This window comes from Bacillus sp. A01H (assembly GCF_045277205.1).
GTDB classification, from domain to species: Bacteria; Bacillota; Bacilli; order Bacillales; family Bacillaceae_G; genus Bacillus_A; species Bacillus_A paranthracis.
On the sequence record NZ_CP117702.1, the window covers coordinates 1608777 to 1634014 of the forward strand.

General features: G+C 36.3%; 30 protein-coding genes. 29 read left to right on the forward strand and 1 reads right to left on the reverse strand.

Going from position 1 to position 25238, the window contains the following annotated elements:
- Positions 1 to 283: 283 nt before the first annotated feature.
- The gene (locus tag PSR14_RS08580; protein ID WP_000513900.1) at positions 284 to 418 is read right to left on the reverse strand and encodes a YpzI family protein; all 135 of its coding nucleotides are present in this window, start codon (positions 416 to 418) and stop codon (positions 284 to 286) included.
- Between the two features lie 116 nt (positions 419 to 534).
- On the opposite strand from PSR14_RS08580, the gene PSR14_RS08585 reads away from it, so the two are divergent.
- The 29 genes from PSR14_RS08585 (at position 535) to PSR14_RS08725 (ending at position 25238) form a co-directional block, all read left to right on the forward strand.
- Positions 535 to 1146 (forward strand): hypothetical protein, encoded by a 612-nt coding sequence (locus PSR14_RS08585; protein ID WP_000399224.1) that lies wholly within the window; start codon positions 535 to 537, stop codon positions 1144 to 1146.
- A complete protein-coding gene (locus PSR14_RS08590) occupies positions 1139 to 2032 on the forward strand; it encodes a YIEGIA family protein (RefSeq protein WP_000575282.1) in 894 nt (297 codons plus the stop codon). Before PSR14_RS08585 ends, PSR14_RS08590 begins: the two co-directional genes overlap by 8 nt.
- Positions 2029 to 2214: a capping complex subunit for YIEGIA gene (locus PSR14_RS08595; protein WP_000979054.1), complete on the forward strand. Its 186-nt coding sequence runs from the start codon at positions 2029 to 2031 to the stop codon at positions 2212 to 2214. The genes PSR14_RS08590 and PSR14_RS08595 overlap by 4 nt, the downstream gene beginning before the upstream one ends.
- Positions 2215 to 2338: 124 nt before the next feature.
- Entirely contained in the window at positions 2339 to 3649 is a 1311-nt protein-coding gene (gene engA, locus PSR14_RS08600) for a ribosome-associated GTPase EngA (RefSeq protein ID WP_001125893.1), read from the forward strand.
- Positions 3650 to 3667: 18 nt separating this feature from the next.
- Positions 3668 to 4690 (forward strand): NAD(P)H-dependent glycerol-3-phosphate dehydrogenase, encoded by a 1023-nt coding sequence (locus PSR14_RS08605; RefSeq protein ID WP_000161776.1) that lies wholly within the window; start codon positions 3668 to 3670, stop codon positions 4688 to 4690.
- Between the two features lie 114 nt (positions 4691 to 4804).
- On the forward strand, positions 4805 to 5056 hold the full coding sequence (locus PSR14_RS08610) for a stage VI sporulation protein F (RefSeq protein WP_000369754.1): 252 nt from the start codon (positions 4805 to 4807) through the stop codon (positions 5054 to 5056).
- Positions 5057 to 5323: 267 nt separating this feature from the next.
- Positions 5324 to 5527, forward strand: coding sequence for a DUF2768 domain-containing protein (locus tag PSR14_RS08615; protein WP_001288998.1), 204 nt, complete (start codon positions 5324 to 5326; stop codon positions 5525 to 5527).
- Positions 5528 to 5575: 48 nt separating this feature from the next.
- The gene (locus PSR14_RS08620; protein WP_113732598.1) at positions 5576 to 6289 is read left to right on the forward strand and encodes a hypothetical protein; all 714 of its coding nucleotides are present in this window, start codon (positions 5576 to 5578) and stop codon (positions 6287 to 6289) included.
- Between the two features lie 243 nt (positions 6290 to 6532).
- Complete coding sequence (gene spoIVA / locus PSR14_RS08625) at positions 6533 to 8011, forward strand: stage IV sporulation protein A (RefSeq protein ID WP_000416519.1); 1479 nt, start codon at positions 6533 to 6535, stop codon at positions 8009 to 8011.
- 297 nt (positions 8012 to 8308) lie between these two features.
- Entirely contained in the window at positions 8309 to 8581 is a 273-nt protein-coding gene (locus PSR14_RS08630) for an HU family DNA-binding protein (RefSeq protein ID WP_001043860.1), read from the forward strand.
- Between the two features lie 120 nt (positions 8582 to 8701).
- Positions 8702 to 9271: a GTP cyclohydrolase I FolE gene (gene folE, locus PSR14_RS08635; RefSeq protein ID WP_001151482.1), complete on the forward strand. Its 570-nt coding sequence runs from the start codon at positions 8702 to 8704 to the stop codon at positions 9269 to 9271.
- Between the two features lie 212 nt (positions 9272 to 9483).
- Positions 9484 to 10233 (forward strand): heptaprenyl diphosphate synthase component 1, encoded by a 750-nt coding sequence (locus PSR14_RS08640; protein WP_002163716.1) that lies wholly within the window; start codon positions 9484 to 9486, stop codon positions 10231 to 10233.
- 29 nt (positions 10234 to 10262) lie between these two features.
- Entirely contained in the window at positions 10263 to 10976 is a 714-nt protein-coding gene (gene menG / locus PSR14_RS08645; RefSeq protein ID WP_001187667.1) for a 2-heptaprenyl-1,4-naphthoquinone methyltransferase, read from the forward strand.
- 31 nt (positions 10977 to 11007) lie between these two features.
- Positions 11008 to 11970: a heptaprenyl diphosphate synthase component II gene (gene hepT, locus PSR14_RS08650; RefSeq protein WP_000776082.1), complete on the forward strand. Its 963-nt coding sequence runs from the start codon at positions 11008 to 11010 to the stop codon at positions 11968 to 11970.
- A 124-nt stretch (positions 11971 to 12094) separates the two neighbouring features.
- On the forward strand, positions 12095 to 12541 hold the full coding sequence (gene ndk / locus PSR14_RS08655) for a nucleoside-diphosphate kinase (protein WP_000415887.1): 447 nt from the start codon (positions 12095 to 12097) through the stop codon (positions 12539 to 12541).
- A 270-nt stretch (positions 12542 to 12811) separates the two neighbouring features.
- A complete protein-coding gene (gene aroC, locus PSR14_RS08660; RefSeq protein ID WP_001269362.1) occupies positions 12812 to 13984 on the forward strand; it encodes a chorismate synthase in 1173 nt (390 codons plus the stop codon).
- Positions 13984 to 15081 (forward strand): 3-dehydroquinate synthase, encoded by a 1098-nt coding sequence (gene aroB, locus PSR14_RS08665; RefSeq protein ID WP_098487254.1) that lies wholly within the window; start codon positions 13984 to 13986, stop codon positions 15079 to 15081. Before aroC ends, aroB begins: the two co-directional genes overlap by 1 nt.
- 120 nt (positions 15082 to 15201) lie before the next feature.
- Positions 15202 to 16314: a histidinol-phosphate transaminase gene (gene hisC / locus PSR14_RS08670; RefSeq protein ID WP_073541932.1), complete on the forward strand. Its 1113-nt coding sequence runs from the start codon at positions 15202 to 15204 to the stop codon at positions 16312 to 16314.
- 463 nt (positions 16315 to 16777) lie between these two features.
- Entirely contained in the window at positions 16778 to 18040 is a 1263-nt protein-coding gene (locus PSR14_RS08675; protein ID WP_098487258.1) for a tetratricopeptide repeat protein, read from the forward strand.
- Between the two features lie 73 nt (positions 18041 to 18113).
- The gene (locus PSR14_RS08680; RefSeq protein WP_001095923.1) at positions 18114 to 18650 is read left to right on the forward strand and encodes a ReoY family proteolytic degradation factor; all 537 of its coding nucleotides are present in this window, start codon (positions 18114 to 18116) and stop codon (positions 18648 to 18650) included.
- Between the two features lie 154 nt (positions 18651 to 18804).
- Positions 18805 to 19260, forward strand: a complete 456-nt coding sequence (locus tag PSR14_RS08685) for a YpiF family protein (protein ID WP_000871307.1) — start codon at positions 18805 to 18807, stop codon at positions 19258 to 19260.
- A 143-nt stretch (positions 19261 to 19403) separates the two neighbouring features.
- Positions 19404 to 19916 carry a menaquinol-cytochrome c reductase iron-sulfur subunit gene (gene qcrA, locus PSR14_RS08690; protein ID WP_001290418.1) on the forward strand — a complete coding sequence of 171 codons (513 nt, stop codon included), beginning with the start codon at positions 19404 to 19406 and terminating at the stop codon, positions 19914 to 19916.
- The gene (qcrB, locus tag PSR14_RS08695; protein ID WP_000932700.1) at positions 19917 to 20591 is read left to right on the forward strand and encodes a menaquinol-cytochrome c reductase cytochrome b subunit; all 675 of its coding nucleotides are present in this window, start codon (positions 19917 to 19919) and stop codon (positions 20589 to 20591) included.
- Positions 20592 to 20634: 43 nt separating this feature from the next.
- Positions 20635 to 21402 (forward strand): menaquinol-cytochrome c reductase cytochrome b/c subunit, encoded by a 768-nt coding sequence (gene qcrC, locus PSR14_RS08700; protein WP_000554606.1) that lies wholly within the window; start codon positions 20635 to 20637, stop codon positions 21400 to 21402.
- A 110-nt stretch (positions 21403 to 21512) separates the two neighbouring features.
- Positions 21513 to 22103 carry a DUF1405 domain-containing protein gene (locus PSR14_RS08705; protein ID WP_000262820.1) on the forward strand — a complete coding sequence of 197 codons (591 nt, stop codon included), beginning with the start codon at positions 21513 to 21515 and terminating at the stop codon, positions 22101 to 22103.
- A gap of 25 nt (positions 22104 to 22128) precedes the next feature.
- Complete coding sequence (locus PSR14_RS08710; protein WP_073541933.1) at positions 22129 to 22815, forward strand: TIGR01906 family membrane protein; 687 nt, start codon at positions 22129 to 22131, stop codon at positions 22813 to 22815.
- 108 nt (positions 22816 to 22923) lie between these two features.
- Positions 22924 to 23712 carry a sporulation protein YpjB gene (gene ypjB, locus PSR14_RS08715; protein ID WP_000831595.1) on the forward strand — a complete coding sequence of 263 codons (789 nt, stop codon included), beginning with the start codon at positions 22924 to 22926 and terminating at the stop codon, positions 23710 to 23712.
- Between the two features lie 104 nt (positions 23713 to 23816).
- On the forward strand, positions 23817 to 24497 hold the full coding sequence (locus tag PSR14_RS08720; RefSeq protein WP_000499536.1) for a zinc metallopeptidase: 681 nt from the start codon (positions 23817 to 23819) through the stop codon (positions 24495 to 24497).
- Between the two features lie 99 nt (positions 24498 to 24596).
- Entirely contained in the window at positions 24597 to 25238 is a 642-nt protein-coding gene (locus tag PSR14_RS08725) for a uracil-DNA glycosylase (protein ID WP_000876855.1), read from the forward strand.

Genomic DNA, 25238 nt, shown 5'->3' on the forward strand with positions numbered 1-25238 from the left:
ATTCATTTTAGTAATATAAAGCGAGGGATGGAATTGATATTCTAGAAAAATGAAATAATTCCTATATATAAACAGTATCTTGTAAAATTTGCGACTGAGAAATGTAGATAATGTGCCATTGAATTATTGCAGAAGGTTTAATTTTTCTAAGAAAAATAGGTATGGATAAAAATAAAGTTTAGAAAGATTTGTATGTGAAATGTTATTTCAATATGAATAGAAATTATGAAGAAATATGTAAAAGACGGTTTCGTACAATATCGAAACCGTCTTTTTGTATTCATTAGTGCTGATTCTGTTTTCGAGCTTGCTCAGGTGTATCAAGTCCAGTTGCACCCGGATATTGTAGTGATTGGTCACGATCAGATTCAACGCGGCGAGATTCTCTTAGTTTTCGTTCTTGACGATCTTTACCCATAATGAATAGCACCTCCTTATTAAAAGTGTTGCTGTTATATGAAAAAACTATGCGCGAAGAAAGTGGATTAACTTTCATAAAAAGTTCCCATAATGGAAAACATAGGAGGTGAAATGATGGAAGGGAGTACTTTTTATTTTGTAGCTTGGATAGGGTGGATTGTCGTAACATTTTTTATGAAAAAGGACTCTATTCGGTGGAAGATAAGCGCCTGTATATTGATTTTTATTATTTGTTCTCCGTTACATGTAACGATTGCTTCATTTACGGTATCAGTAAATGCACTTTTACTTTCTGGTATAGCTTTTATAGGACTCACGCTCTATTCTATTTGGAAAAAATTATATAGCTTACTTTCGGCACTTATTATTGCAATGTTATATACAAGTTTTCATTTGTTAGAAGTATATGATCCAATTTGGATTGTGGTGGACAGGTTGTTTTTGTTAAGTAGTGCTCTTGTATATGCATCCGTTTTATTACATGAGGATCGCATATTACGACTATGTTCTCTTTATATAGGAATGTTACAGGGAGAATTGTTTGTGACAATTATTTTTCGGAAACTGCATTTTCCTTACGATTACGGTAGTTTAGCGTTTTTTGATATCGTTGCTGTTTCTACATTATTCATGGCAATTTTATTTTGGATTGCGAAAGTCTCCGTACACATGGAACAGTTTAAGAGGAAAACACGTAAAAGAAAGGCGAGGGTAATACATGATTGAATATACACCGGCCATTTTATGCGGCGTAATAGCAGGGACAGTAACGAGAGTGCTCATGCTTCGGACAGATACCCGGCAATATCCGACGAGGCTCCACGGGAAAATTATTCATATTGCGATGGGGTTAATTGCGGCGGCTTTAGGAGCGATTGCAATTCCGTCTATATTGAAAAAAGATTTTTCTGCCATTACGTTTCTTACGTTAGCAGCAACACAGTTTCGTGATGTGCGTAATATGGAAAGAAATACACTTCAACAATTAGATGGTTATGAGCTTGTACCACGTGGGAATACATATATTGAAGGAATTGCATTAGTTTTTGAAAGTCGCAACTATTTGGCGATGTTAACGTCGTTTGTAACGACGTTTGCTTATATAGGGTTCCGTTCATGGATTGCTGGAGTCGTTATGGCTATCATCGCATTTTTTATCGCGAAAACATTAATGTCTGGTAAGAGGTTGCATGATCTTGTTGATATCGAGCATGTTCCACTTCGTTTTGAAGGGGCGGGGCTATATATTGATAATATTTACATTATGAATATTGGATTGCCAGCAAGACAAGAGGAAATTATGAAATATGGAATGGGCTTTATTTTAAGACCGAAATCAATTGATGCGATGGTGACAATCTCAAACTTAGGGCAACGACAAGCTATTTTACATGATGTTTCTGTTGCTTTAGGGATTTATAGAGATTCTGGTACGCCGGCACTTGCGCCGCTAGCAAAGCGTGATTTAGAGGATGGCAGGGTTGGAATCTTTGTCTTACCACAAGATCAAGATGTGGAGAAAGCAATAGGTGTCATAGGGAACGTGCCGACGTTAGAAAGTGCTGTTCATATGTCATCGGAAGCCCCGAAAGGAAGGGGAGATAAGAGATGATGTTAGAAAGTGTAATTCTTGCAGTTATTACAACGACTCCGGAGAAATTTGCTGGTGGTGCCCCTCTGTTTACTTGTGAATCGACAGAGGAGTTAGAATTTGTTGCAAATAATTTAGAGGCAATTCTAGATGGCATTGCGCATCGCTTACAAGAGAATGTATATATTATTGTGAAACATTAGCAACGTGTGTTATAATGTGAGGTGTTTTGATACGCTGAGAAATATTCTGGAATGCAAATCCCTTCTTGCACAAAGAAGGGTTTTTTACATAATAAACAGAAGCAAGTTGAAAGGATGAAAGTATATGCCGAAACCAGTAATAGCAATAGTAGGCCGCCCGAACGTAGGGAAATCTACTATTTTCAATAGAATTGTTGGAGAGAGAGTTTCAATTGTAGAAGATATTCCAGGTGTAACGCGCGACCGTATTTATAGCGCTGGAGAATGGTTAAATCATGAATTTAACATTATTGATACAGGTGGAATTGATATTGGAGACGAGCCATTTTTGACACAAATTCGTCAACAAGCTGAAGTGGCAATTGATGAAGCGGATGTTATCATTTTTATGACAAATGGTCGTGACGGTGTAACAGCAGCTGATGAAGAAGTTGCGAAAATATTATATCGTTCAAATAAACCGGTTGTACTTGCAGTAAATAAAGTGGACAATCCGGAAATGCGCAGTGACATTTATGATTTCTATGCATTAGGATTTGGTGAGCCATTCCCAATTTCAGGTACACACGGATTAGGATTAGGTGACTTATTAGACGAAGCTGCACAGCATTTTCCAAAGATTGAAGAAGACGGATATGATGAAGATACAATTCGTTTCTCTTTAATTGGACGTCCAAACGTAGGGAAATCATCACTTGTAAATGCTCTTCTTGGTCAAGAGCGTGTAATTGTTAGTAATGTAGCAGGAACAACTCGTGATGCTGTCGATACACCATATAGTAAAGATGGAAAAGATTATGTAATTATCGATACAGCTGGTATGCGTAAAAAAGGGAAAGTGTATGAAAGTACAGAAAAGTATAGTGTACTTCGTGCACTAAGAGCGATTGAACGTTCTGACGTTGTTTTAGTCGTTTTAGACGGTGAAGAAGGAATTATTGAACAAGATAAAAAAATCGCTGGATACGCTCATGATTCAGGGCGAGCTGTCGTGATCGTTGTAAACAAATGGGACGCAGTGAAAAAAGATGAGAAAACAATGAAAGCATTTGAAGAAAACATCCGTGCTCATTTCCAATTTTTAGAGTACGCACCGATTGTATTCTTATCTGCAAAAACGAGAAAACGTACACAAACGTTAATACCGGTTATCGATGAGGTAAATGAAAGCCATAGTATCCGTATTCAAACGAACGTATTAAATGATGTAATTATGGATGCGGTAGCGATGAATCCAACGCCAACGCATAATGGTAGTCGTCTGAAGATTTTCTATGCAACACAAGTTGCGGTAAAACCACCAACATTTGTTGTGTTTGTAAACGATCCAGAACTATTGCACTTCTCATATGAGCGCTTCTTAAAGAATCGTTTACGTGAATCATTCGGCTTTGTAGGAACACCGATTCACATTATCGCTAGAGCAAGAGACTAATGGAGAGGATGTGATTTTATGACAAAAATCACAGTAGTTGGAGCAGGTAGCTGGGGAACAGCGTTAGCGATGGTATTAGCTGACAATGGGCATGATGTACGTATTTGGGGAAATCGTTCTGAACTTATGGATGAGATTAATACAAAACATGAGAATAGTCGATATCTCCCAGGAATTACATTGCCAAGCACAATCGTAGCCTACTCTTCTTTAGAAGAAGCATTAGTAGATGTAAATGTAGTACTTCTTGTAGTACCAACGAAAGCGTATAGAGAAGTACTGCAAGATATGAAGAAATATGTAGCGGGCCCGACTACTTGGATTCATGCAAGTAAAGGAATTGAACCTGGTACGTCAAAACGTATTTCGGAAGTGATTGAGGAAGAAATTCCAGAGGACTTGATTAAAGATGTTGTTGTACTGTCTGGACCGAGTCATGCTGAAGAAGTAGGGTTGCGTCAAGCGACAACTGTTACGTCTGCAGCAAAGCGTATGGAAGCGGCTGAGGAAGTACAAGATTTGTTTATGAATAGTTACTTCCGTGTATACACAAATCCAGATATCGTTGGAGTTGAACTTGGTGGTGCGTTAAAAAATATTATCGCATTAGCTGCTGGGATAACTGATGGTCTTGGATTAGGTGATAATGCGAAAGCGGCATTAATGACGCGTGGTTTAACGGAGATTGCTCGTTTAGGAAGAAAAATGGGTGGAAATCCGTTAACGTTTGCTGGACTAACTGGTATGGGTGACTTAATTGTAACTTGTACAAGTGTTCATAGCCGAAATTGGCGTGCTGGAAATATGCTTGGAAAAGGACACTCTTTAGAAGAAGTGTTAGAAAGTATGGGTATGGTTGTCGAAGGTGTAAGAACAACGAAAGCTGCTCATGAATTGGCAGAAAAAATGGAAGTAGAAATGCCAATTACAGCTGCTTTATATGATGTGCTATTCAATGGGAATAATGTAAAAGATGCAGTAGGCTCATTAATGGGGCGTGTTCGAAAACACGAAGTGGAAGCTATACCTGACTTACTTTAAAGAAAAGCGACAGAAGTACATTTGTACTTCTGTCGCTTTTTATTTTTTGGGTCTTTTCACCATTTTTTTATTTTTGCATAGGATGAAGAGTAACTTGAGGAGAGGGTGAAAAGAATGGATAACAACATTTTTAATAACATTGAAAAAGAAGCGAAAGTGAATAAAGAAGATATTTTTAAATTAGCATCATCGGTACAAAATGCGAATTTACGTGATGAGACTGTACTTCGTCAATTGATTCATCAGGTGGCTCTTATGGCAGGACGTGAAGTGCCGAAAGAACAAGAGGATCAAATTGTAAAAGCGATTATTAACAATAATATGCCGACAGATTTTGGCTCGTTAAGCAAAATGTTTAAAAAATAAAATATGAGAAACAAAGAGTTTGTAAATTGCATATGATAGCCATGAAAGTATGGGAATAGAGCTGTTTTGGGCATATTTGGTCAACCGAAGCGAGAGATATGCTCGCTTCGGTTTTATTTTTATCTAGACTGGTGGAAAATGCTGAAAAACCTATTGATTAAAACTACATATTCTCGATTTGTAGTAAAATGTTCTTTTTTGTATTTGTTTAAAGATTTTAATTTGTTAAAATAGTATAAAAATAGATTGATAAAAAGGGGTGTGTATATGTCGGAAGGGCTTATAAAAATGTGGTTTGCTTTAGGGGCAATTGGATTTATGTTTTTTGCAGTAAGTTTTATTTTACTAAGCAGATATAAAATAAAGAATAAAGTTTTGAAAGGGATTACAGCATTGGTAGCGTACACCCTCATGATTGTGTCAGGAATTGTTATTTTTCTTGTTGTATTTAGTGGTCCTGTACAGCAGTAAAGGGCATGGTACGGAGCGAGTTATATTAGTATGAAAAGGTGATTACTAGTGAAAAAATTCCATATTATTTTAATATTTTGTTGTATGAGCATTTTAACAGGGTGTCTGTATCCAAAAGAAAATATGAAACAAAATGCTGTTCCTTATGAAGATCAGCTACAAGTCGTTCAAAAAGCTGTTGCGACATTTAAGGAGCAAAATGACGGGATATTGCCAATTAAGACGCGGGATATGAATACGCCTATTTATCAAAAATACCCAATCGATTTTCAAAAGATTTCTCCGCGTTACATACAAGAAGCACCAGGGAATGCCTATGAAAGCGGGGGAGTATATCAATACGTATTAATAGACGTTGAAACAAACCCAACAGTAAAATTAATTGATGTGAGGATGGCTGAACAAATTCAGCAATTATCATTAAAGCTGAGGATGTATCGAGATGAACATCAATATCCACCTTTTAAAAAGGTAATTTCAGATGGTGTGTATGAATTAGATTTCAAAAAACTTGGATATAAAGATGTACCGCAAGTGACAAGTCCATATTCTGGTAAAGGCCTTCCTTTTGTAATTAATGAGAAGGGAGAAATTTATGTTGATTATAGAATCGACTTATATGAAGCGTTGAAAAAAAATGAAGGGCAATTTAAGGAGGGGGAAGATATTCGAAATATACTTTCGAAAGATTCTCCGTTTGTACCTGCGTATTCTTTACCGTATACGGTAAAGAGTGGAGAACCAATTTTTTTAAAATCATAAGTCATGAACCTTTCTTTTAGTGAATAAGTTCTAGAAGAAAGGTTTTTTATGTTACACAACTTGCGATGCAAACAAAAGGTATTTTTTTAATAGTCATATGAAATTGGACAAAATTATATGATATATTGTCCGAACTTCTAGAATACCATTATATTATATCAGATATTATAGGCAACGTTAGAGAAGGTATTAGTTGACTATAAACGTGGAATTATTCCCAAAAATATTGAGGGAGGGAATCACTTGGAAAAGGTAGATATTTTTAAAGATATTGCGGAACGCACAGGCGGTGATATTTATTTTGGAGTTGTAGGAGCTGTTCGAACAGGGAAATCAACATTCATTAAAAAATTTATGGAACTTGTAGTTATTCCTAATATTGAAAATGAGTCTGACCGTCAAAGAGCGCAGGATGAACTACCTCAAAGTGCTGCTGGCCGTACAATTATGACGACGGAACCGAAATTTGTTCCAAACCAAGCGGTTTCTATCGAAGTAGATGAAGGTCTTGAAGTGAATATTCGATTAGTAGATTGCGTCGGATATACTGTTCCAGGAGCAAAAGGTTATGAAGATGAGAATGGCCCGCGCATGATTAATACTCCTTGGTATGAAGAACCTATTCCATTCCATGAAGCTGCAGAAATCGGAACACGTAAAGTAATTCAAGAACATTCAACAATTGGTGTTGTAATTACAACAGATGGAACGATTGGTGAAATTCCAAGAAGAGATTATATAGAGGCAGAAGAACGCGTCGTAAATGAGCTAAAAGAAGTCGGAAAACCTTTCATTATGATCATTAACACTGTACAGCCGTATCATCCAGATACAGAGCAATTGCGCCAAAGCTTATCTGAAGAATATGATATCCCAGTCATTGCGATGAGTGTTGAAAGTTTAAGAGAAACAGATGTATACAATGTACTTCGAGAGGCGTTATTCGAGTTCCCTGTTTTAGAAGTGAATGTGAACCTTCCGAGCTGGGTAATGGTGCTAAATGAAGGGCATTGGTTACGCCAAAGTTATCAAGAAGCCGTTCAAGAGACTGTGAAGGATATAAAACGTCTTCGTGATGTAGACCGTGTCGTATGGCAGTTTAGTCAGTATGAATTTATTGATCGAGCGAGCCTAGCTGGCATTGATATGGGGCAAGGCGTAGCAGAGATTGATTTATATGCACCAGATGAATTATATGATCAAATTTTAAAAGAAGTAGTAGGAGTAGAAATTCGAGGGAAAGATCATTTATTGAAGCTTATGCTCGATTTATCTCATGCGAAAATAGAATACGATCAAGTGGCGGATGCTCTGCGTATGGTCAAACAAACAGGATATGGTGTAGCGGCGCCTGCGTTAGCTGACATGAGTTTAGATGAACCAGAAATTATTCGTCACGGTTCAAGATTTGGTGTGAAATTAAAAGCTGTAGCTCCATCTATTCATATGATTAAAGTAGATGTGGAGTCTACGTTTGAGCCAATCATTGGTACGGAAAAACAAAGTGAAGAACTAGTTCGTTACTTAATGCAAGATTTTGAAGATGATCCATTATCAATTTGGAATTCTGATATATTTGGACGTTCACTGAGTTCTATTGTTCGGGAAGGCATTCAAGCGAAACTATCTTTAATGCCAGAAAATGCGAGATATAAATTAAAAGAAACGCTAGAAAGAATTATTAATGAAGGATCTGGCGGATTAATTGCGATTATATTATAAGAAAAAATCCCTCTCATCGTAGAGGGATTTTTTAATTTTCGCATATAGAATAGGAAAATAAACAGCTATTATCTAATATATTGTTGTAAATTGTCAAGTTTCATCAGATTTTCACATTTTAAGAGTAACAATTTCCTTAAAAATATTGAATTATAAAGGAGAATCGTATAATATAGGCGTTGATAATGATTTATCTACATCTTTGTAGTATAGAATTTGCAAAAATTGCCTACAAATGAAAGTAAGACTCATTTTATGATCATTATACAGTCTTATCTTTGGGAGGAGGTGAATGGCATGAACAAGACAGATTTAATCAATGCTGTTGCAGAAGCAAGTTCCCTTTCTAAAAAGGACGCAACAAAAGCAGTAGACGCTGTTTTTGATTCTATCTTAGAAGCTTTAAAACAAGGTGATAAAGTACAACTGATCGGATTCGGTAACTTCGAAGTTCGTGAGCGTGCGGCTCGTAAAGGTCGTAACCCACAAACAGGTGAGGAGATTGAAATCGCTGCAAGTAAAGTACCTGCATTCAAACCTGGTAAAGCGTTAAAAGATGCGGTTAAATAATCCTTACATATTAACAGGGAAGAAGAGTTTCCTTTTTGGAAACTCTTCTTTTTGCTTTTAAAAACATAAATATGCTAGAATGTGTTCGTATCACTTTTAGGTTTTCGGGAGGGCTAGCGGATGGCAAAAGTTAATTTAGAACAAATTGAACATGCAGTACGCCTTATTTTAGAGGCAATTGGAGATGATCCTAATCGAGAGGGAGTACTTGATACACCAAAGCGTGTTGCAAAAATGTACGCAGAAGTGTTCTCAGGTATGCATGAAGATCCGAAAGAACATTTACACAAAGTGTTCGGAGAAGATCATGAGGAGCTTGTACTAGTAAAAGATATACCGTTTTATTCGATGTGTGAGCATCATTTAGTTCCATTCTATGGAGTTGCTCACGTTGCATATATTCCGCAAGGCGGAAAAGTGACAGGGTTAAGTAAATTAGCTCGTACTGTAGATACAATTGCACGTCGTCCACAACTGCAAGAACGTATTACATCAACGGTAGCGAACTCTATTATGGAAGTACTAGAGCCGCATGGTGTAATGGTAGTAGTAGAAGCGGAACATATGTGTATGACGATGCGCGGTGTGAAAAAGCCAGGTGCAAAAACAGTAACAACAGCAGTACGTGGTGTGCTAGAAAATGATGCTGCAGCACGTAGTGAAATTTTATCTTTTATTAAAACGAAGTAAAGAAAAGTGGGAAACTGCTTTTCTTTTTTTTTTTTGTAAATAAATGATATAGTTTTAGCGAGGCAGAGTGAGAATAGAAAGATTACTTAAAAGAATAGAAGATGTTATGTAGTTCGGTAGAAGTTTGGAAAGAGTAGCCAAGTTTTGGTTATAGAAAATAGAGTGTATGTGTTATAATAAGTTTTATGAATTAGAAAACAAGGGTGATTTTTGTGTGTGACATCTACGGAGGGTATGCGGGTATAAGAGAGAAATTGATGGTGAAATTACGCCATCCTTATTTTATAAACTATATTGAAGAACCATTTATTGACGAAGAGAAAATCGCATTGTTATATGGTGCTTTAAAAGGTGCAAATTTACATATAGAACAAATTGAGCATTATGTAGTGACGATTATGCTTGTGCAAATTGCGCTTGATACACATGAAAGAGTATCAAATAAAGCAGGGGAAGAAGCGAATGAATCGCATAAGCGTCGCCAGTTAACAGTGCTTGCTGGTGATTACTATAGCGGGTTATATTATTACTTATTGTCTATGAATCGTGATATTGTTTTAATTCGTGCGCTTGCTGAAGGAATTAAAGAAATTAATGAACACAAAATAATGTTATATCAAAAAGCGCATAAAACGGTGGATGACATAATGGAGAGTGTAGTAATGATTGAGTCTGCACTGTTGCAAAAAACATGTGATCATTTTCATTTAGCGCATTGGAAGCCGTTTATAACATATGTACTAGGGAAAAATCGTCTCCAAAAAGAATGTGAACTACATGTTAATAAACAACATTCACCTGTTTTTCAAGCTGTTCAAGGGATTGTGAACGATAAAGCAGATGCAGAAACAGTTATGAATGGATGGATGATGAAACTTAGGAAGAAAGAAAATCAATTTTTAGAAAATCACACAGATATAAGCGAAATAAACTCTGTGTTAAGAGATACATCGAAGACATAAGCAATTTTACATTGGAAGAAGGTACGAGCATGCAACAATCAAAAGAAGAAAGAGTACATGATGTATTTGAGAAAATCTCTGATAAATACGATGTGATGAATTCTGTAATTAGTTTTCAAAGACATAAAGCGTGGCGCAAAGAGACGATGCGCATTATGGATGTAAAACCAGGTAGTAAAGCGCTTGATGTATGTTGCGGAACAGCGGACTGGACAATTGCGCTAGCTGGAGCAGTGGGTGAACAGGGCAAGGTTGTTGGTTTAGACTTCAGCGAAAATATGTTATCTGTTGGTAAGCAAAAGGTAGAGGCGTTACAATTAAAACAAGTAGAACTTCTGCACGGGAATGCAATGGAACTTCCATTTGAAGATAACACGTTTGATTATGTAACGATTGGATTTGGTTTACGTAATGTACCGGATTATATGCACGTATTAAAAGAAATGACGCGTGTAGTAAAACCAGGTGGAAAAGTAATTTGTTTAGAAACATCTCAACCAACAATGATTGGTTTTCGACAAGGTTATATTTTATACTTTAAATATATCATGCCGTTATTTGGAAAGTTATTTGCGAAAAGTTATAAAGAATATTCATGGCTACAAGAATCTGCTAGTACATTCCCAGGTATGAAAGAATTGGCTAATATGTTCGAAAAAGCTGGACTTGAACGTGTGCAAGTGAAGCCATTTACTTTTGGGGTAGCAGCGATGCATTTAGGCATGAAACCAGAATCAAAATAGAAAAAAGAAGTTTTAGGTTAAGGTGAACAATATGAAGTTACAACTTATGTACTCTTTTTTACGATCGGATATTAATGTGATAGAAAAAGAATTAAAAAAGACAGTTGCTTCTGAACAGCCATTAGTAGAAGAGGCGGCATTACAACTTATTGAAGCTGGTGGGAAGCGAATTCGTCCTGTATTTGTGTTGCTTGCGGGGAAATTTGGAGATTATAAGTTAGATGCAATTAAGCATGTAGCTGTTGCGTTAGAACTTATTCATATGGCTTCTCTTGTTCACGATGATGTTATTGATGCTGCGTTTTTACGACGTGGTAGTGCAACTGTGAATGCGAAATGGGGAGATCGTATTGCAATGTATACAGGGGACTATTTATTCGCTAAGTCTCTTGAATGTATAACGAATATTGAAATTCCAGAGGCGCATCAGGCGCTATCGCATACCATTTTAGAAGTTTGTAAAGGTGAAATCGAACAAATTAAAGATAAGTATAACTATGACCAAAATTTAAGAACATATTTAAGAAGAATAAAGCGAAAAACCGCTTTATTAATTGCTGCAAGTTGCCAACTAGGAGCGATTGCTGCTGGCGCTAATCGTGATACGGTAAGCCGTCTGTTTTGGTATGGCTATTTCGTAGGGATGTCGTATCAAATTATTGATGACATTTTAGACTTCGTTTCTACAGAAGAGAAACTTGGAAAACCTGCTGGGGGCGATTTATTGCAAGGAAACATTACGCTTCCTGCCTTATATGCTATGGAAGATCCAATCCTTTGTAAGAAAATCAGATCTGTACATGAAAATACAACAGCGGACGAAATGAAAGAAATTATTGAAGCTGTAAAGAATAGTGCTGCTATTGATAAAGCATTTGCGTTTAGTGAACGTTATTTACATAAAGCATTAGAAATGATAAAACCACTCCCACGTGGACAAGCAAAGTATGCATTACAAAATGTAGCAAAGTATATTGGAAAACGAAAATTTTAGTGTTTTTTCTAAAAAATAAAATAATCTCTCTATTTCAAAACTATTGCACAATTGTGATAAGGGTGTTAATATGTGTGTGGGGATATACAATTACATACATAATTCAGAAGTGGAGAGATTTTTTATGGAAAAAACATTTCTAATGGTTAAACCAGACGGTGTACAACGTGCCTTCATTGGGGAAATTGTAGCTCGTTTTGAGAAGAAGGGCTTTCAATTAGTTGGTGCAAAATTAATGCAAGTCACTCCAGAAATCGCTGGACAACACTATGCTGAGCACACAGAAAAACCTTTCTTTGGTGAATTAGTAGACTTTATTACATCTGGTCCTGTATTCGCAATGGTATGGCAAGGTGAAGGTGTAGTAGATACAGCTCGTAACATGATGGGTAAAACAAGACCACATGAAGCAGCTCCTGGAACAATTCGTGGAGATTTCGGTGTAACTGTTGCCAAAAATATTATCCATGGTTCTGATTCGTTAGAAAGTGCAGAGCGCGAGATTGGTATTTTCTTTAAGGAAGAAGAATTAGTTGACTACTCAAAATTAATGAATGAATGGATTTACTAATTATTTTGAAATAATTTGTAAACGCTTTAATCACTGTGATAATAGTAGAAAGTGCAAGGAGAATAGGGGTATTCTTCTTGCACTTTTTTTATTTCTATTAGTTACGAAGTTAGAGCTGTTATGATATATTGATATGTAAAGTAAAGGCCTATCGGAGAATAAGCGAATGGCTGATGTATGAATAACTCTTTCATATTTTTAGAGTAATGAAAGATAAAATTATTGCTTAATATAGCGAGATAAATACATATACGAAAAGAGGAATAACGTATGCGATATATTACAGCTGGTGAATCTCATGGTCCACAACTTACAACGATTATAGAAGGTGTTCCAGCCGGACTACCATTAGTAGCGGATGATATAAATGAAGAGTTAGCTAGAAGGCAAAAGGGATATGGGCGTGGTAGACGCATGCAAATTGAAACAGATCAAGTGCAAATTGTAAGTGGTGTTAGACATGGAGAGACATTAGGTTCTCCAATTGCACTTGTTGTTGAAAACCGTGATTTTGCACATTGGACAAAAATTATGGGTGCAGAGCCGTTAACGGAACAAGAAGAAAAAGAAATGAAAAGGAAAGTAACAAAACCAAGACCTGGACATGCTGATTTAAATGGTGCGATTAAATATGGTCATAGAGATATGAGAAATGTACTGGAACGCTCTTCGGCACGCGAAACGACAGTACGTGTTGCTGCTGGTGCGGTTGCAAAAAAAGTGTTAGCGGAACTTGGTATTGCAGTAGCAGGCCATGTAATTGAAATTGGCGGTGTACAGGCTAAAGAGACTACGTATCGTTCAATTGAAGAATTAAAAAGTATTACAGAAGCATCACCTGTACGCTGTTTAGATGAAGAAGCTGGTAATCAAATGATAAAAGCAATTGATGATGCGAAATCAAATGGTGATTCAATCGGTGGCATCGTGGAAGTAATTGTGGAAGGAATGCCGATTGGAGTAGGCAGCTATGTGCATTATGATCGAAAACTAGATGCAAAATTAGCAGCCGCAATAATGAGCATTAATGCCTTTAAAGGGGTCGAGATTGGAATTGGTTTTGAAGCAGCACATAGACCGGGTAGCGAAGTTCATGATGAAATTTTGTGGGATGAAGAGCATGGATATACAAGAAGAACAAATAACGCGGGTGGTTTAGAAGGCGGTATGACGACTGGAATGCCAATTGTTGTGCGCGGAGTGATGAAACCGATACCTACACTATATAAACCTCTTCAAAGTGTCGATATTGATACGAAAGAGCCTTTTACAGCAAGTATTGAACGTTCAGATAGTTGTGCTGTTCCAGCAGCTAGTGTCGTTGCGGAAGCGGTTGTAGCTTGGGAATTAGCGACAGCTTTAATAGAACAATTTGGATTAGATCGTATGGACCTTATTCGTGAAAATATTGAGAAACATAATGAATATGCGAGGGGATTTTAATGGGAAACATACATATTCAAACGAAATCAAAAGAATATGATGTATATGTAGGAAAAGAATCGTTGTCACATTTGACAACAATCGTTCAAAACATGCAGCCATCTGTATCAAACATTATGATTATTTCAGATGAGGCTGTTGCACCTTTACATTTACAGACAGTTGTAGATGCGTTGCAAATAGATCAAAAAGTATTTTCATTCGTTGTACCGAGTGGTGAAAAAGAGAAGTCCTTTGAAAATTTCTATGCGGCTCATACGTCAGCTCTTGAAAATAAATTAGATAGAAATTCTTTAATTATCGCACTTGGAGGCGGGATGATTGGAGACTTAGCTGGTTTTGTTGCTGCGTCATTTATGCGTGGAATTCGCTTTGTTCAAGTTCCGACGACTTTATTAGCTCACGATAGCGCGGTAGGTGGGAAAGTAGCAATCAATCATCCGTTAGGTAAAAATATGATAGGTGCATTTCATCAACCGGAAGCAGTTGTATATCATACGCCGTTTTTACAGTCTCTTCCTGAAAAAGAGTGGCGCTCGGGTTATGCAGAAGTGATAAAACATGCTCTAATTGGTGATGTAAAGCTATATCATTGGCTAAAAGAAGAAGTGCAAACATTAGCAGATCTTCGTGATGAGAAATTAATCCACATATTAACGAAGGCAATTCCTGTAAAGGCAAACATTGTAGCGCAAGATGAAACAGAAAAAGGTGTACGTGCTCATTTGAACTTTGGACATACGTTAGGCCATGCTCTAGAAAAAGAACTAGGATATGGAAATATTACTCACGGTGACGGAGTAGCGGTTGGAATGTTATTTGCTATATTCTTAAGTGAGCAGGTGTATAAGGTTAATCTTGCTTATGAAGAGATGAAGCAGTGGTTCTTGAAGTACGGCTATCCAAAAATGCCAAGTGATTTAAGTGTAGAACGCCTCGTCGGGTTGATGAAACAAGATAAGAAAGCGAATGCAGGAACAATTCATATGGTACTTATGCAGGAATATAGGGTAGTGAATGTCGTATCTATTCCTGATGAGACTGTTCATATTGCGTTAGAGGCATTTCAAAAGGATATGGGTATAAGAAGTAGATAACAGCTATGGAGAGCCTATTTAGAAGTATTTTCGTAATAGTGACAGTTATGATAAACGATTATAGTAAGGGAGTATAACCGTATTGTAATCGAATTGAATAAAATGACTGGGGGAAGAAAAATGAGAGTGAAAGAGCAATTGTTAACTTTGAGAGCATATGTGCCTGGGAAAAATATTGAAGAAGTAAAAAGGGAATATGGGTTATCAAAAATTGTGAAATTAGCATCGAACGAAAATCCATTCGGGTGCTCAGCACGCGTAACAGAAGCATTAACTTCTGTAGCGAGTCAATACGCTCTTTATCCAGATGGACATGCCTTTGAACTTCGGACACAAGTAGCAAAACATTTAGGTGTTAAAACGGAACAACTGTTATTTGGTAGTGGATTAGATGAAGTTATTCAAATGATTAGTCGTGCGTTACTACACGAAGGAACAAATGTTATAATGGCGAATCCAACATTCTCACAATACCATCACCATGCTGTTATTGAAGGAGCAGAAGTTCGTGAAGTACCACTTAAAGATGGCGTTCACGATTTAGATGCGATGTTACAGCAAGTAGATGATCAAACGAAGATTGTATGGATTTGTAACCCGAATAATCCGACAGGTACATATGTAGAAAAACAAAAATTACTTTCATTTTTAGAATCAGTTCCTAAGTCAGCGCTTGTTATTATGGACGAAGCATATTATGAATATGCGGGAGCAGAAGACTATCCGCAAACATTACCACTTCTTGAAAAGTATGAAAATCTTATGGTATTGCGTACGTTTTCAAAAGCATATGGTCTAGCTGCTTTCCGTATCGGATATGCAGTTGGTAATACGGAGTTAATCGGGCAGCTAGAAGTAGCGAGGTTACCGTTTAATACATCGACTGTAGCGCAATCTGTAGCACTTGCTGCATTAGAAGATCAAGCATTTTTACAAGAATGTGTGAAAAAGAATGAAGAAGGATTACATCAATATTACGCATTTTGTAAGGAATATAACGTATTCTATTATCCATCTCAAACAAATTTCATTTTCTTAAAACTCGGTATTCCTGGTAATGAAGCTTTTGAACGATTAATGAAAAAAGGATATATTGTTCGTTCTGGTGCTGCATTTGGTATCGATGATGGCATTCGTATTACTGTCGGTTTGAAAGAAGAAAATGATGAAATTATAGAGTTACTGAAAGAACTTGTAAATGAGCAAGTACAGAAAGAGGAAACATATTCTTAAGAGATTGTGAAGGCTCCTATTAGAGGAGTCTTTTTTATCGCATTAAAAAAGTTGAAGTTTAGTAATTAAGTTGTTCTGTAAATCAAGATTGGTATGGCTCGATAATTAGTGGGAGAAGTTATTTGCACGGTCATAAAAGAAAGCGGTACAATAGAAGAAGATAAGAAGGTATCGGTATCATATCCGAACCTTTGAACAATTAACTACTCTGTAAGAAGAAGCATGCTCATTCTAAAGGTTGCGTTCTAACAATGAGTTGCTTATGATAAAGTGAAACTTTAATCAATGGGGGGATGTTTATCCCCCGCTGATTATTAGCCCACACCAATCGGGCTTTTACGGGCAGTTGCCCCCAAAACTAACTTCTTTGTCCTAGCTGAATTTTGAGGTGGGGTCTTACTGCCCGTTAATAGCAGGGTAAATGAACAGAAAAGAATATTTTTTAGAATTAAAGGAGACGTTTATGCAAAAGTTTGAACAAGCTGTTTCATATATTGAAAATGGTGAAGCGGAAAAAGGATTACAATTATTAAAAGAACAATTAAAAATTGCGAATGATGAAGAGAAGTATGATATCGCTCGCTATTATCATACACTTGGATTTACGGATGAAGCGTTAGCTATTACAGAAGATTTGCGTTTATTGTATCCAGAAGAAAGTGAATTCACTGTATTTTTAGCAGAATTATATATTGATCTAGACAAAGAAGATGAAGCAATTGAAGTGCTTCATGATATTCCAGAAAATGATGATTTATATGTTCAATCATTATTACTAGTTGCGGATTTATTCCAAATGCAAGGTTTTGATGATGTAGCAGAACAAAAACTATTAAAGGCGAAAGAAATGATGCCTGACGAGCATGTCATTACGTTTGGATTAGCAGAGTTATATAGTAGTAAAGGTGAAGAACAAAAGGCAATTACTTATTATGAGTCGCTATTAGCGGAGCATAAAGTAATGGGTGGTGTTGTCATTGCACTGCGCCTTGGAGAAACGTTAAGTGCCATTGGAAATTGGGAAGAGGCGATTTCTTACTACGAAGCAGGTTTAGAGGAACAAAAAGATATTCACTCATTATTTGGATATGCATTCACGTTATACCAAGGTGAAGAATACCAAAGAGCAATTGGTGCTTGGCAAGAACTGAAAGAATTAGATCCTGAGTATGCATCTCTTTACATGTATTTAGCGAAAAGCTATGAAAAAGAAGGAATGCTTCAAGAAAGCTATGAAACACTTCATGAAGGAATTAAAGTAGATGAACTTTCTGTACCATTCTATGTAGAATTAGCGAACATTGCAGCGAAATTAGGGAAAATAGCGGAAGCAGAGGAAGTGCTTCAAAAAGCGCTTGAGTTAGATCCAGGACATTTAGGTGCAACATTAAAATATGCATATATATTAAAGGAACAAGAAAAGTATGAAGAGCTAATTGCCGTTGTAGAGCGTGCTATCGATAGCGGAGAACCAGATACACAACTACTTTGGGATCTTGCGTTTGCAAAAAAACAATTAGAAATGTATTCTGATGCATTAAAACACTATGAAAGTGCATATACTTCTTTTAAGAATCATCCAGACTTCTTGGAAGAGTACGGTTATTTCTTATTGGAAGAAGGTATGCGAAAAGAGGCGAAAGAAGTATTTACTCAGTTAATACAACTAGACCCGACACAAATTCATATTGAAGAATTGTTATATAATTTAGAGGATTTTTCATAAGTTGGAAGGAAACTGAATACCGCTTCTTGAATCTAAAAAGAAAAGAGAAAGACAGAGGAGGGACTTAATTGCTATGAATACCCCTGTTTCTGTAAACGAGAAGAAGGATTTTGTAAAATGGTTTTTGAATAATTACCAACTGAAACAGCGTGAATGTGTATGGATTTTGAATTATTTAATGAGTCACGACCAATTGATGCATAAAGTCCACTTCGTAGAGCATGCAAAATATTGTCCGCGTGGCTTAGTAATGTCCGCGAATTGTGTAAAAGACACACCGTTTCACTTTTTTAAACAAAATGTTATGACAACAGATGCTGAAAAATCGTTTCATGATATTCGTTTAAATCGAGATGAGGATATTTATATTCAACTCAATTTTAAATCATCGTTTCAAAATGCCAATTACGTAGCTGTATTAGAAGAAAACCCATATTTACCAAAGCACATTGAAGTAAATGAAAAAGATCGTTTACTTGCAGAAAGGTTTTTAGAAGAAAGTGTATTTTCTTTTAGAAGAGAACGTCTTTTGAAACAAATTGATGAAGCGCTGGATAAGCAAGATAAGGAAGCGTTTCATAGGTTAACAGCGGAGTTAAAGATGTTATAGAATTCATTTGGATTCATAAAATTTTACAAATTTCAGACTTTTTCAAGAAAAACTACCTTAATATAGGTAGTTTTTCTTTTTTTACCTCTTTTAGTATGGTTTAATATATATAAAGTGAAAGTTCTGTCATTTATAGACGGGGGAGGGAAGACATTTGAAATGGATTGTAAAAGATGTGGAACAGTTTGAGCAAGCAAGAGAATATGTAGATACGGGTGTTATACCACTTTTATCAATTTCAGCAGCGAAAGAAATGAAAATGGTAGTAGAACAAGGGGAATTTATCGAATTGTTGAGTATGGAGCTAGAAAGAGAATATAAAGGAAGAGTGCTTTTATTACCTGCATTTACGTATCTAGTAGAAAGTCAAAAAAACGAAAAAGGTCGTTTGCAAGAATGGACAAATCATTTGAAAAAGCAAGGTTTTAAGCATATTGCTTATGTTACAAGTGATTTTTCATGGAAAGAAGATATGCAAGAATTGCAGGGAGATTTATTTTGGTTTCCTTCATTAGCGTTAGAACAATTTAGTGATCAAGCGAAAAGAGAAGTGATTCATGCACATATAAAAAATATAATGGTAATGTTAGAAGAAAAATGGGGAAAATAATAATAAACAGAAAGTTCTTATTATTATGAGTAGTATGATATTGACCTGTGCATGAGCGTATTATATCATGATAGTGTCCTAGTTTTTATTTTTTATATAATTTATCACGAGGGGACAATTTCTGATAGAGGGGGGAAATTTTCGTGAGCGAGAAAGAACATCGTGTGTCAAGAAGACAGTTTTTAAATTACACCCTTACAGGGGTAGGAGGCTTTATGGCAGCGGGTATTTTAATGCCGATGACGCGATTTGCGCTTGATCCGGTGTTAAGAAAAGAAGCGGGAACGGATATGGTTGCTGTTGCACAAGTAAAGGATATTACAACAGAGCCGAAACGTTTCGACTTTAAGGTGAAGCAGGTTGATGGTTGGTACAAGTCCGAAGAGCCAAAATCAGCTTGGGTTCATAAAGATGAAAGCGGAGACATTGTTGCATTCTCTCCAGTATGTAAACATTTAGGATGTACAGTGAACTGGAATTCGGACAAAGCACATCCGAATCAATTCTTTTGTCCATGTCACGGGGGCCGTTACACAAAAGACGGGATAAACATTAAAGGCACGCCGCCCCTTGCTCCACTTGATGTATACGAATCTAAAGTGAAAGATGGAACGCTGTACTTAGGAAAAGCGAAGCCAAGAGGGGGTGCAAAGTAGATGCTAAATAAAATTTATGATTGGGTAGATGAAAGGTTAGATATTACACCAATATGGCGTGATATCGCTGATCATGAAGTACCTGAACATGTAAACCCGGCACATCACTTTTCTGCATTCGTTTATTGCTTTGGCGGACTTACCTTTTTCGTTACTGTAATTCAAATTTTATCTGGAATGTTTTTGACGATGTATTATGTGCCTGATATTAAAAATGCTTGGGAATCGGTTTATTATTTGCAAAATGAAGTTGCATATGGGCAAATTGTTCGTGGTATGCACCACTGGGGTGCTAGTCTCGTCATTGTAATGATGTTTTTACATACACTTAGAGTTTTCTTCCAGGGTGCGTATAAAAAGCCTCGTGAGCTAAACTGGATTGTTGGTGTTCTTATTTTCTTTGTTATGTTAGGTCTTGGTTTTACCGGATATTTATTACCGTGGGATATGAAAGCGTTATTTGCTACGAAAGTAGGGATTCAAATTGCAGAGCAAACGCCGCTCATTGGTCCTTACATTAAAACATTACTCGCTGGTCATTCCGAAATTGTTGGCGCTCAAACATTAACTCGCTTCTTTGCTATTCACGTCTTCTTCTTACCAGCAGCACTTCTAGGTTTAATGGCCTTCCACTTCATCATGATTCGCAAACAAGGTATTTCCGGTCCACTATAAGAGATTGCTAAATTAAAGGGGAAAGAACTAAAGGAGGGAGATTATGCATCGCGGCAAAGGGATGAAGTTTGTAGGAGATTCTCGGGTACCAGTAGCTCGGAAACCAAATATTCCAAAAGACTATTCGGAATACCCAGGGAAAACAGAAGCATTTTGGCCGAACTTCTTGTTAAAAGAATGGATGGTTGGTGCAGTTTTTTTAATCGGTTATTTATGTTTAACAGTGGCGCATCCGTCACCGCTTGAAAGAATGGCGGATCCAACTGATGCTGGGTATATACCACTTCCAGATTGGTATTTCTTATTCTTGTATCAGTTATTAAAGTATTCTTATGCTTCTGGCTCATTTACTGTAATTGGAGCGTTCATTATGCCAGGGATTGCGTTTGGCGCATTACTGTTAGCTCCATTTCTTGATCGAGGCCCAGAAAGACGCCCATTGAAGCGTCCTGTAGCAACGGGATTTATGCTTTTAGCAGTTGCATCGATTATCTTTTTAACTTGGGAATCTGTAGCACACCACGACTGGGAAGCTGCAAAAAAACAAGGAGCAATTGTAAAAACAGCACCAGTTGATAAAAATGATGACGGTTATAAATTAATGCAAAAAAATACTTGTTTAACATGTCACGGTGACAATTTACAGGGCGGCGCAGCAGCACCAGCACTGCAAAATTTAACTTTGAAGCCAGAAGAAATTGCTAAAATTGCGAAAGAGGGAAAAGGTTCCATGCCTAAAGGTGTATTTAAAGGTACAGATGAGGAACTGAAGAAGCTTTCGGAATTCGTTGCAAAGTATAATAAAAAATAATAAAAAGCTGACTACAAAATTTGTAGTCAGCTTTTTATTTTGATGATAGAAAGTTTACTATATAATAGAGTAGAGTTTGATGAAAGAATGAAAGGTGTTGGACATACAGCTTGGTTTACTTGTATGCAATGTTAAGGCAACGCTCCGTATTATTATTTTTATTAGTTGTTAACATATTAGGTACAATATACGGATTCATATGGTATGGAAATCAATTAAAAGAAACTTTACCTATATTTTGGCCGTTTGTACCCGATAGTCCTATGGCAAGTCTTTTTTTTGTCTTTGTTTTAATCGCTTTTTTAATAAAGAGAAATTGGGGATTAATAGAGGCGCTAGCGATTGTTACTTTAATAAAATATGGTATATGGGCTGTTGTTGTAAATGGGGTTATGATTTATGTAAAAGGTCCTATTGGCCTTATCGGGTATATGTTAATGCTTTCGCATTTTGCGATGGCAGTACAAGCAGTGCTATATGCACCGTTTTACCGTATAAAAAAATGGCATTTTGCGGTAGCCGCTATATGGACATTACATAATGATGCAATTGATTATTTGTTCTGGCAAATGCCGAGATACGGAATTATGCATTTGTTTGTAGGAGAAATTGGTTATTTTACGTTCTGGTTAAGCATTGCTGTGCTTTGTATGACATATTATTATTGCTTACGTGAGAATCGAAAACAGTTTTCTTTATGATAGTTAGAATATGTAGGGGGAGAAAATGAAGAAAAATACGAGTGGTACAAAAATATTGGATCGATTGATTACGATAATTGTTTCATATAGCATAGCATTTTCTATATTTGCACTCGCAACAACGGCGGTTGTATATGGAAAATGGCTATATTATTTTGAAATTGATTTTTTGAACATTCCAGATTTAGCAGCTATGACGAAGGATGATATTAAAAGAAATTATGATGTGCTTATCACATATTTATCGCCATTTTATGACGGAGCATTACATTTGCCAACACTAGATATGTCTACAAATGGCCGTGTTCATTTTGTAGATGTGAAAAACATTTTAGTAAAGATTCAATATGTAATGTATGCGACAATTATAATTGCAATAGTAGGCGGCATGTATTTGTTAAAAAAGAAAAATGAAAAGTTTTTACTGCATGGATCTATTTTAACAATCATTTTTCCAATAGCGTTAATGTTACCGATTGCTATTAATTTTGAAAAGAGTTTTGTGATATTCCATAAGCTTTTATTCAGTAATGATTATTGGGTTTTTGATCCTGAGAAGGATCCGATTATATTAATGTTACCAGAAGAGTTTTTTATGCATGCAGCGTGTGCTATTTTATTATTTATTTTATGTGGTAGCATAATTTGTTATAGCTTGTATAAATATTTCGTAAAAAAGAAAAGGATTTCAAAAGAAAAATTCTCTGTTTAAAGAGAATTTTTTTTGTTTGTAAAATGATAATATATTTTTCGGTCCAGTTCTGTTCTATTCTTGTCCACATTAACATATTTTGTACTAGTAGTTATAGGGGGGACCGTGATGAAGAGAACATTAATTGGACTGATTGCATTTCTAATTATCATGTTTCCGTTACGTATATATGCTGAGGAGTGGAGCGAACTAACAGGGTTGTTAGATGACTCATTACAATTAGTGAAGCGTAATGAAGATGAAAAAGCAGTACAAGTACTGCAACATTTCTCGGAGCAGTTTGTGATAAAGGGGAATGAAAAGAAGCAGGAAGTAACGCCAGATCAAGTTAGAGTTATTTCTTTAGCTTACGACAAGGCGAAACAATCTCTCGCGGAAGAAGATGTAAGGAAACAAGTTAAAATTGATAATGTGTTAGCCCTGCAGCTCGCTGTCGATGCGCAAGTATCGAAATATCAACCACTTTGGATGGAAAGAGAAGGAAAAGTAATGGATGCCTTTTCTCAAATGGAAAAAGCGATGAAAAAAGAAGATACGGGACAGTTTCAACAAACGTTAAACACATTTTTACATGAATTTAATATTATTTATCCAAGCTTAATGATTGCCTTGCCAGAAAATGAAGTGCAGCGTGTAAATGCCCATTTATCTTATTTAGATGAATTTCGTAACGTTATGTTAAAAACAAAAGGTGGGCAAATGCAATTAGGAATCATTAAAGGAGATTTGCAAAAAATATTTCATACAGTAAAAAAAGATGAAATTGCACCTTCTCTCATTTGGTTTATGACAATTACTGGAGGTCTTATTTTATTCACATTAACTTATGTTGGGTGGAGAAAGTATAAAGGAGAGAGAGAAAAAAGAAAAAGTAATGTACATTCTAAGAATAGATAATGTAATAAATAAAGATTCGGATTGTAAGGTTTATTCATTGACAATGGTGGCAGAAGAAAATAGAATGAGAAGTACTATAATTAAAACTTCAATGGAGGTTCATGATGTTTTATTTAATTTACTTCGCGATCATTTTGATCATACCGTTGTATGCACAGTCAAAAGTACGTAGTGCCTATAGCAAGTATTCACAAGTTTATTCAACATCAGGTATGACAGGAGCAGAAGTGGCTCGGAAAATCTTAGATGAAAATGGATTATACAACGTAGCTGTAGAAGAAACACCAGGTCATTTATCAGACCATTATGATCCAACTGCCAAAACAGTTCGATTATCAACAGATAACTATTACGGTCATTCAGTTGCTGGTACAGCAGTTGCAGCACACGAAGTAGGACACGCAATTCAAGATGCAAAAGATTATAACTTTATGCGTATTCGTCATTCGTTAGTGCCAGTTGCGAACTTTGGTTCAAATATTTCTTGGATATTTATTATGATCGGTATTTTTGCATCGATGGCCAACATGATATTTTTAGGTATCATTTTAATGGCAGCAGGTGTTGTGTTCCAACTCGTTACATTACCAGTTGAGTTTGATGCATCAAAGCGTGCGATGCAACAAATTGAAGCGTTAGGAATCGTATCAACAGATGAATATGGCCAAGCTCGTAAAGTATTAAATGCGGCAGCATTAACATATGTAGCAGCTGCAGCCGTAGCGGTATTTGAATTATTACGTCTCGTATTAATTTATACTGGTATGCAGCGTAGCGACGACTAAAGACTATCAATTTTGATAGTCTTTTTTGTTTTGTGGATTGAATTATATAATGTATTGCAAATAGAAATAATAGAAGTAATGCGGAAAGGCGGTGGGGAAATGAAATATCCAGACCATTTAGTAAAACAGGTGAAAGAGCGTAGTGCTCCTTATCAATTAGAAGGTTTTTTAAGTGGACAAGGCCCTGAAAATCCGAAATTTATGTTGTTAGGAGAAGCGCCTGGTGAAACAGAAATTCATAATGGGATTCCGTTTAGCGGGAGAGCCGGAAAACAATTAATGGGTTTTTTAGAACGTATTCACGTTACAAGGGAAGAAGTATATATTACGAGTGCTGTTCGGAGTAGACCTTATAAGTGGCGAGAGAAAAAAGAACGAAATGGTGAAATCATACAAAAAAAGTATAATAGAACGCCAAATCAAGGAGAAATAGTTGCCCATGCATCGTTGTTAGATTATGAATTAGAGAAAATAAATCCGAAGCTTATCGTCACGCTTGGCAATATCGGTCTTCAACGTTTAGCAGGAAAAGATAAAAAGATTACAGATGTGCACGGACAATTATTAAAACAGCCCATTCAAAAATTAAAGGATATGCAAAGTGCAGAATTTACATGGTCAGAGAAAGAATATCATATTTTTCCGACCTTCCATCCTGCTTCCATTTTTTATAATCGGGGCTTATTGGAGCTTATTTATGAGGATTTAGAGAAACTTAAGCAATACGTAATAAAAAACTAG

Bases quoted from the DNA above. Each gene is read 5' to 3' on its own strand.
- PSR14_RS08580 (WP_000513900.1), bottom strand. From the start codon at position 418: ATGGGTAAAGATCGTCAAGAACGAAAACTAAGAGAATCTCGCCGCGTT.
- PSR14_RS08585 (WP_000399224.1), top strand. From the start codon at position 535: ATGGAAGGGAGTACTTTTTATTTTGTAGCTTGGATAGGGTGGATTGTC.
- PSR14_RS08590 (WP_000575282.1), top strand. From the start codon at position 1,139: ATGATTGAATATACACCGGCCATTTTATGCGGCGTAATAGCAGGGACA.
- PSR14_RS08595 (WP_000979054.1), top strand. From the start codon at position 2,029: ATGATGTTAGAAAGTGTAATTCTTGCAGTTATTACAACGACTCCGGAG.
- engA (WP_001125893.1), top strand. From the start codon at position 2,339: ATGCCGAAACCAGTAATAGCAATAGTAGGCCGCCCGAACGTAGGGAAA.
- PSR14_RS08605 (WP_000161776.1), top strand. From the start codon at position 3,668: ATGACAAAAATCACAGTAGTTGGAGCAGGTAGCTGGGGAACAGCGTTA.
- PSR14_RS08610 (WP_000369754.1), top strand. From the start codon at position 4,805: ATGGATAACAACATTTTTAATAACATTGAAAAAGAAGCGAAAGTGAAT.
- PSR14_RS08615 (WP_001288998.1), top strand. From the start codon at position 5,324: ATGTCGGAAGGGCTTATAAAAATGTGGTTTGCTTTAGGGGCAATTGGA.
- PSR14_RS08630 (WP_001043860.1), top strand. From the start codon at position 8,309: ATGAACAAGACAGATTTAATCAATGCTGTTGCAGAAGCAAGTTCCCTT.
- folE (WP_001151482.1), top strand. From the start codon at position 8,702: ATGGCAAAAGTTAATTTAGAACAAATTGAACATGCAGTACGCCTTATT.
- menG (WP_001187667.1), top strand. From the start codon at position 10,263: ATGCAACAATCAAAAGAAGAAAGAGTACATGATGTATTTGAGAAAATC.
- hepT (WP_000776082.1), top strand. From the start codon at position 11,008: ATGAAGTTACAACTTATGTACTCTTTTTTACGATCGGATATTAATGTG.
- ndk (WP_000415887.1), top strand. From the start codon at position 12,095: ATGGAAAAAACATTTCTAATGGTTAAACCAGACGGTGTACAACGTGCC.
- aroC (WP_001269362.1), top strand. From the start codon at position 12,812: ATGCGATATATTACAGCTGGTGAATCTCATGGTCCACAACTTACAACG.
- aroB (WP_098487254.1), top strand. From the start codon at position 13,984: ATGGGAAACATACATATTCAAACGAAATCAAAAGAATATGATGTATAT.
- hisC (WP_073541932.1), top strand. From the start codon at position 15,202: ATGAGAGTGAAAGAGCAATTGTTAACTTTGAGAGCATATGTGCCTGGG.
- PSR14_RS08675 (WP_098487258.1), top strand. From the start codon at position 16,778: ATGCAAAAGTTTGAACAAGCTGTTTCATATATTGAAAATGGTGAAGCG.
- PSR14_RS08680 (WP_001095923.1), top strand. From the start codon at position 18,114: ATGAATACCCCTGTTTCTGTAAACGAGAAGAAGGATTTTGTAAAATGG.
- qcrB (WP_000932700.1), top strand. From the start codon at position 19,917: ATGCTAAATAAAATTTATGATTGGGTAGATGAAAGGTTAGATATTACA.
- qcrC (WP_000554606.1), top strand. From the start codon at position 20,635: ATGCATCGCGGCAAAGGGATGAAGTTTGTAGGAGATTCTCGGGTACCA.
- PSR14_RS08710 (WP_073541933.1), top strand. From the start codon at position 22,129: ATGAAGAAAAATACGAGTGGTACAAAAATATTGGATCGATTGATTACG.
- ypjB (WP_000831595.1), top strand. From the start codon at position 22,924: ATGAAGAGAACATTAATTGGACTGATTGCATTTCTAATTATCATGTTT.
- PSR14_RS08720 (WP_000499536.1), top strand. From the start codon at position 23,817: ATGTTTTATTTAATTTACTTCGCGATCATTTTGATCATACCGTTGTAT.
- PSR14_RS08725 (WP_000876855.1), top strand. From the start codon at position 24,597: ATGAAATATCCAGACCATTTAGTAAAACAGGTGAAAGAGCGTAGTGCT.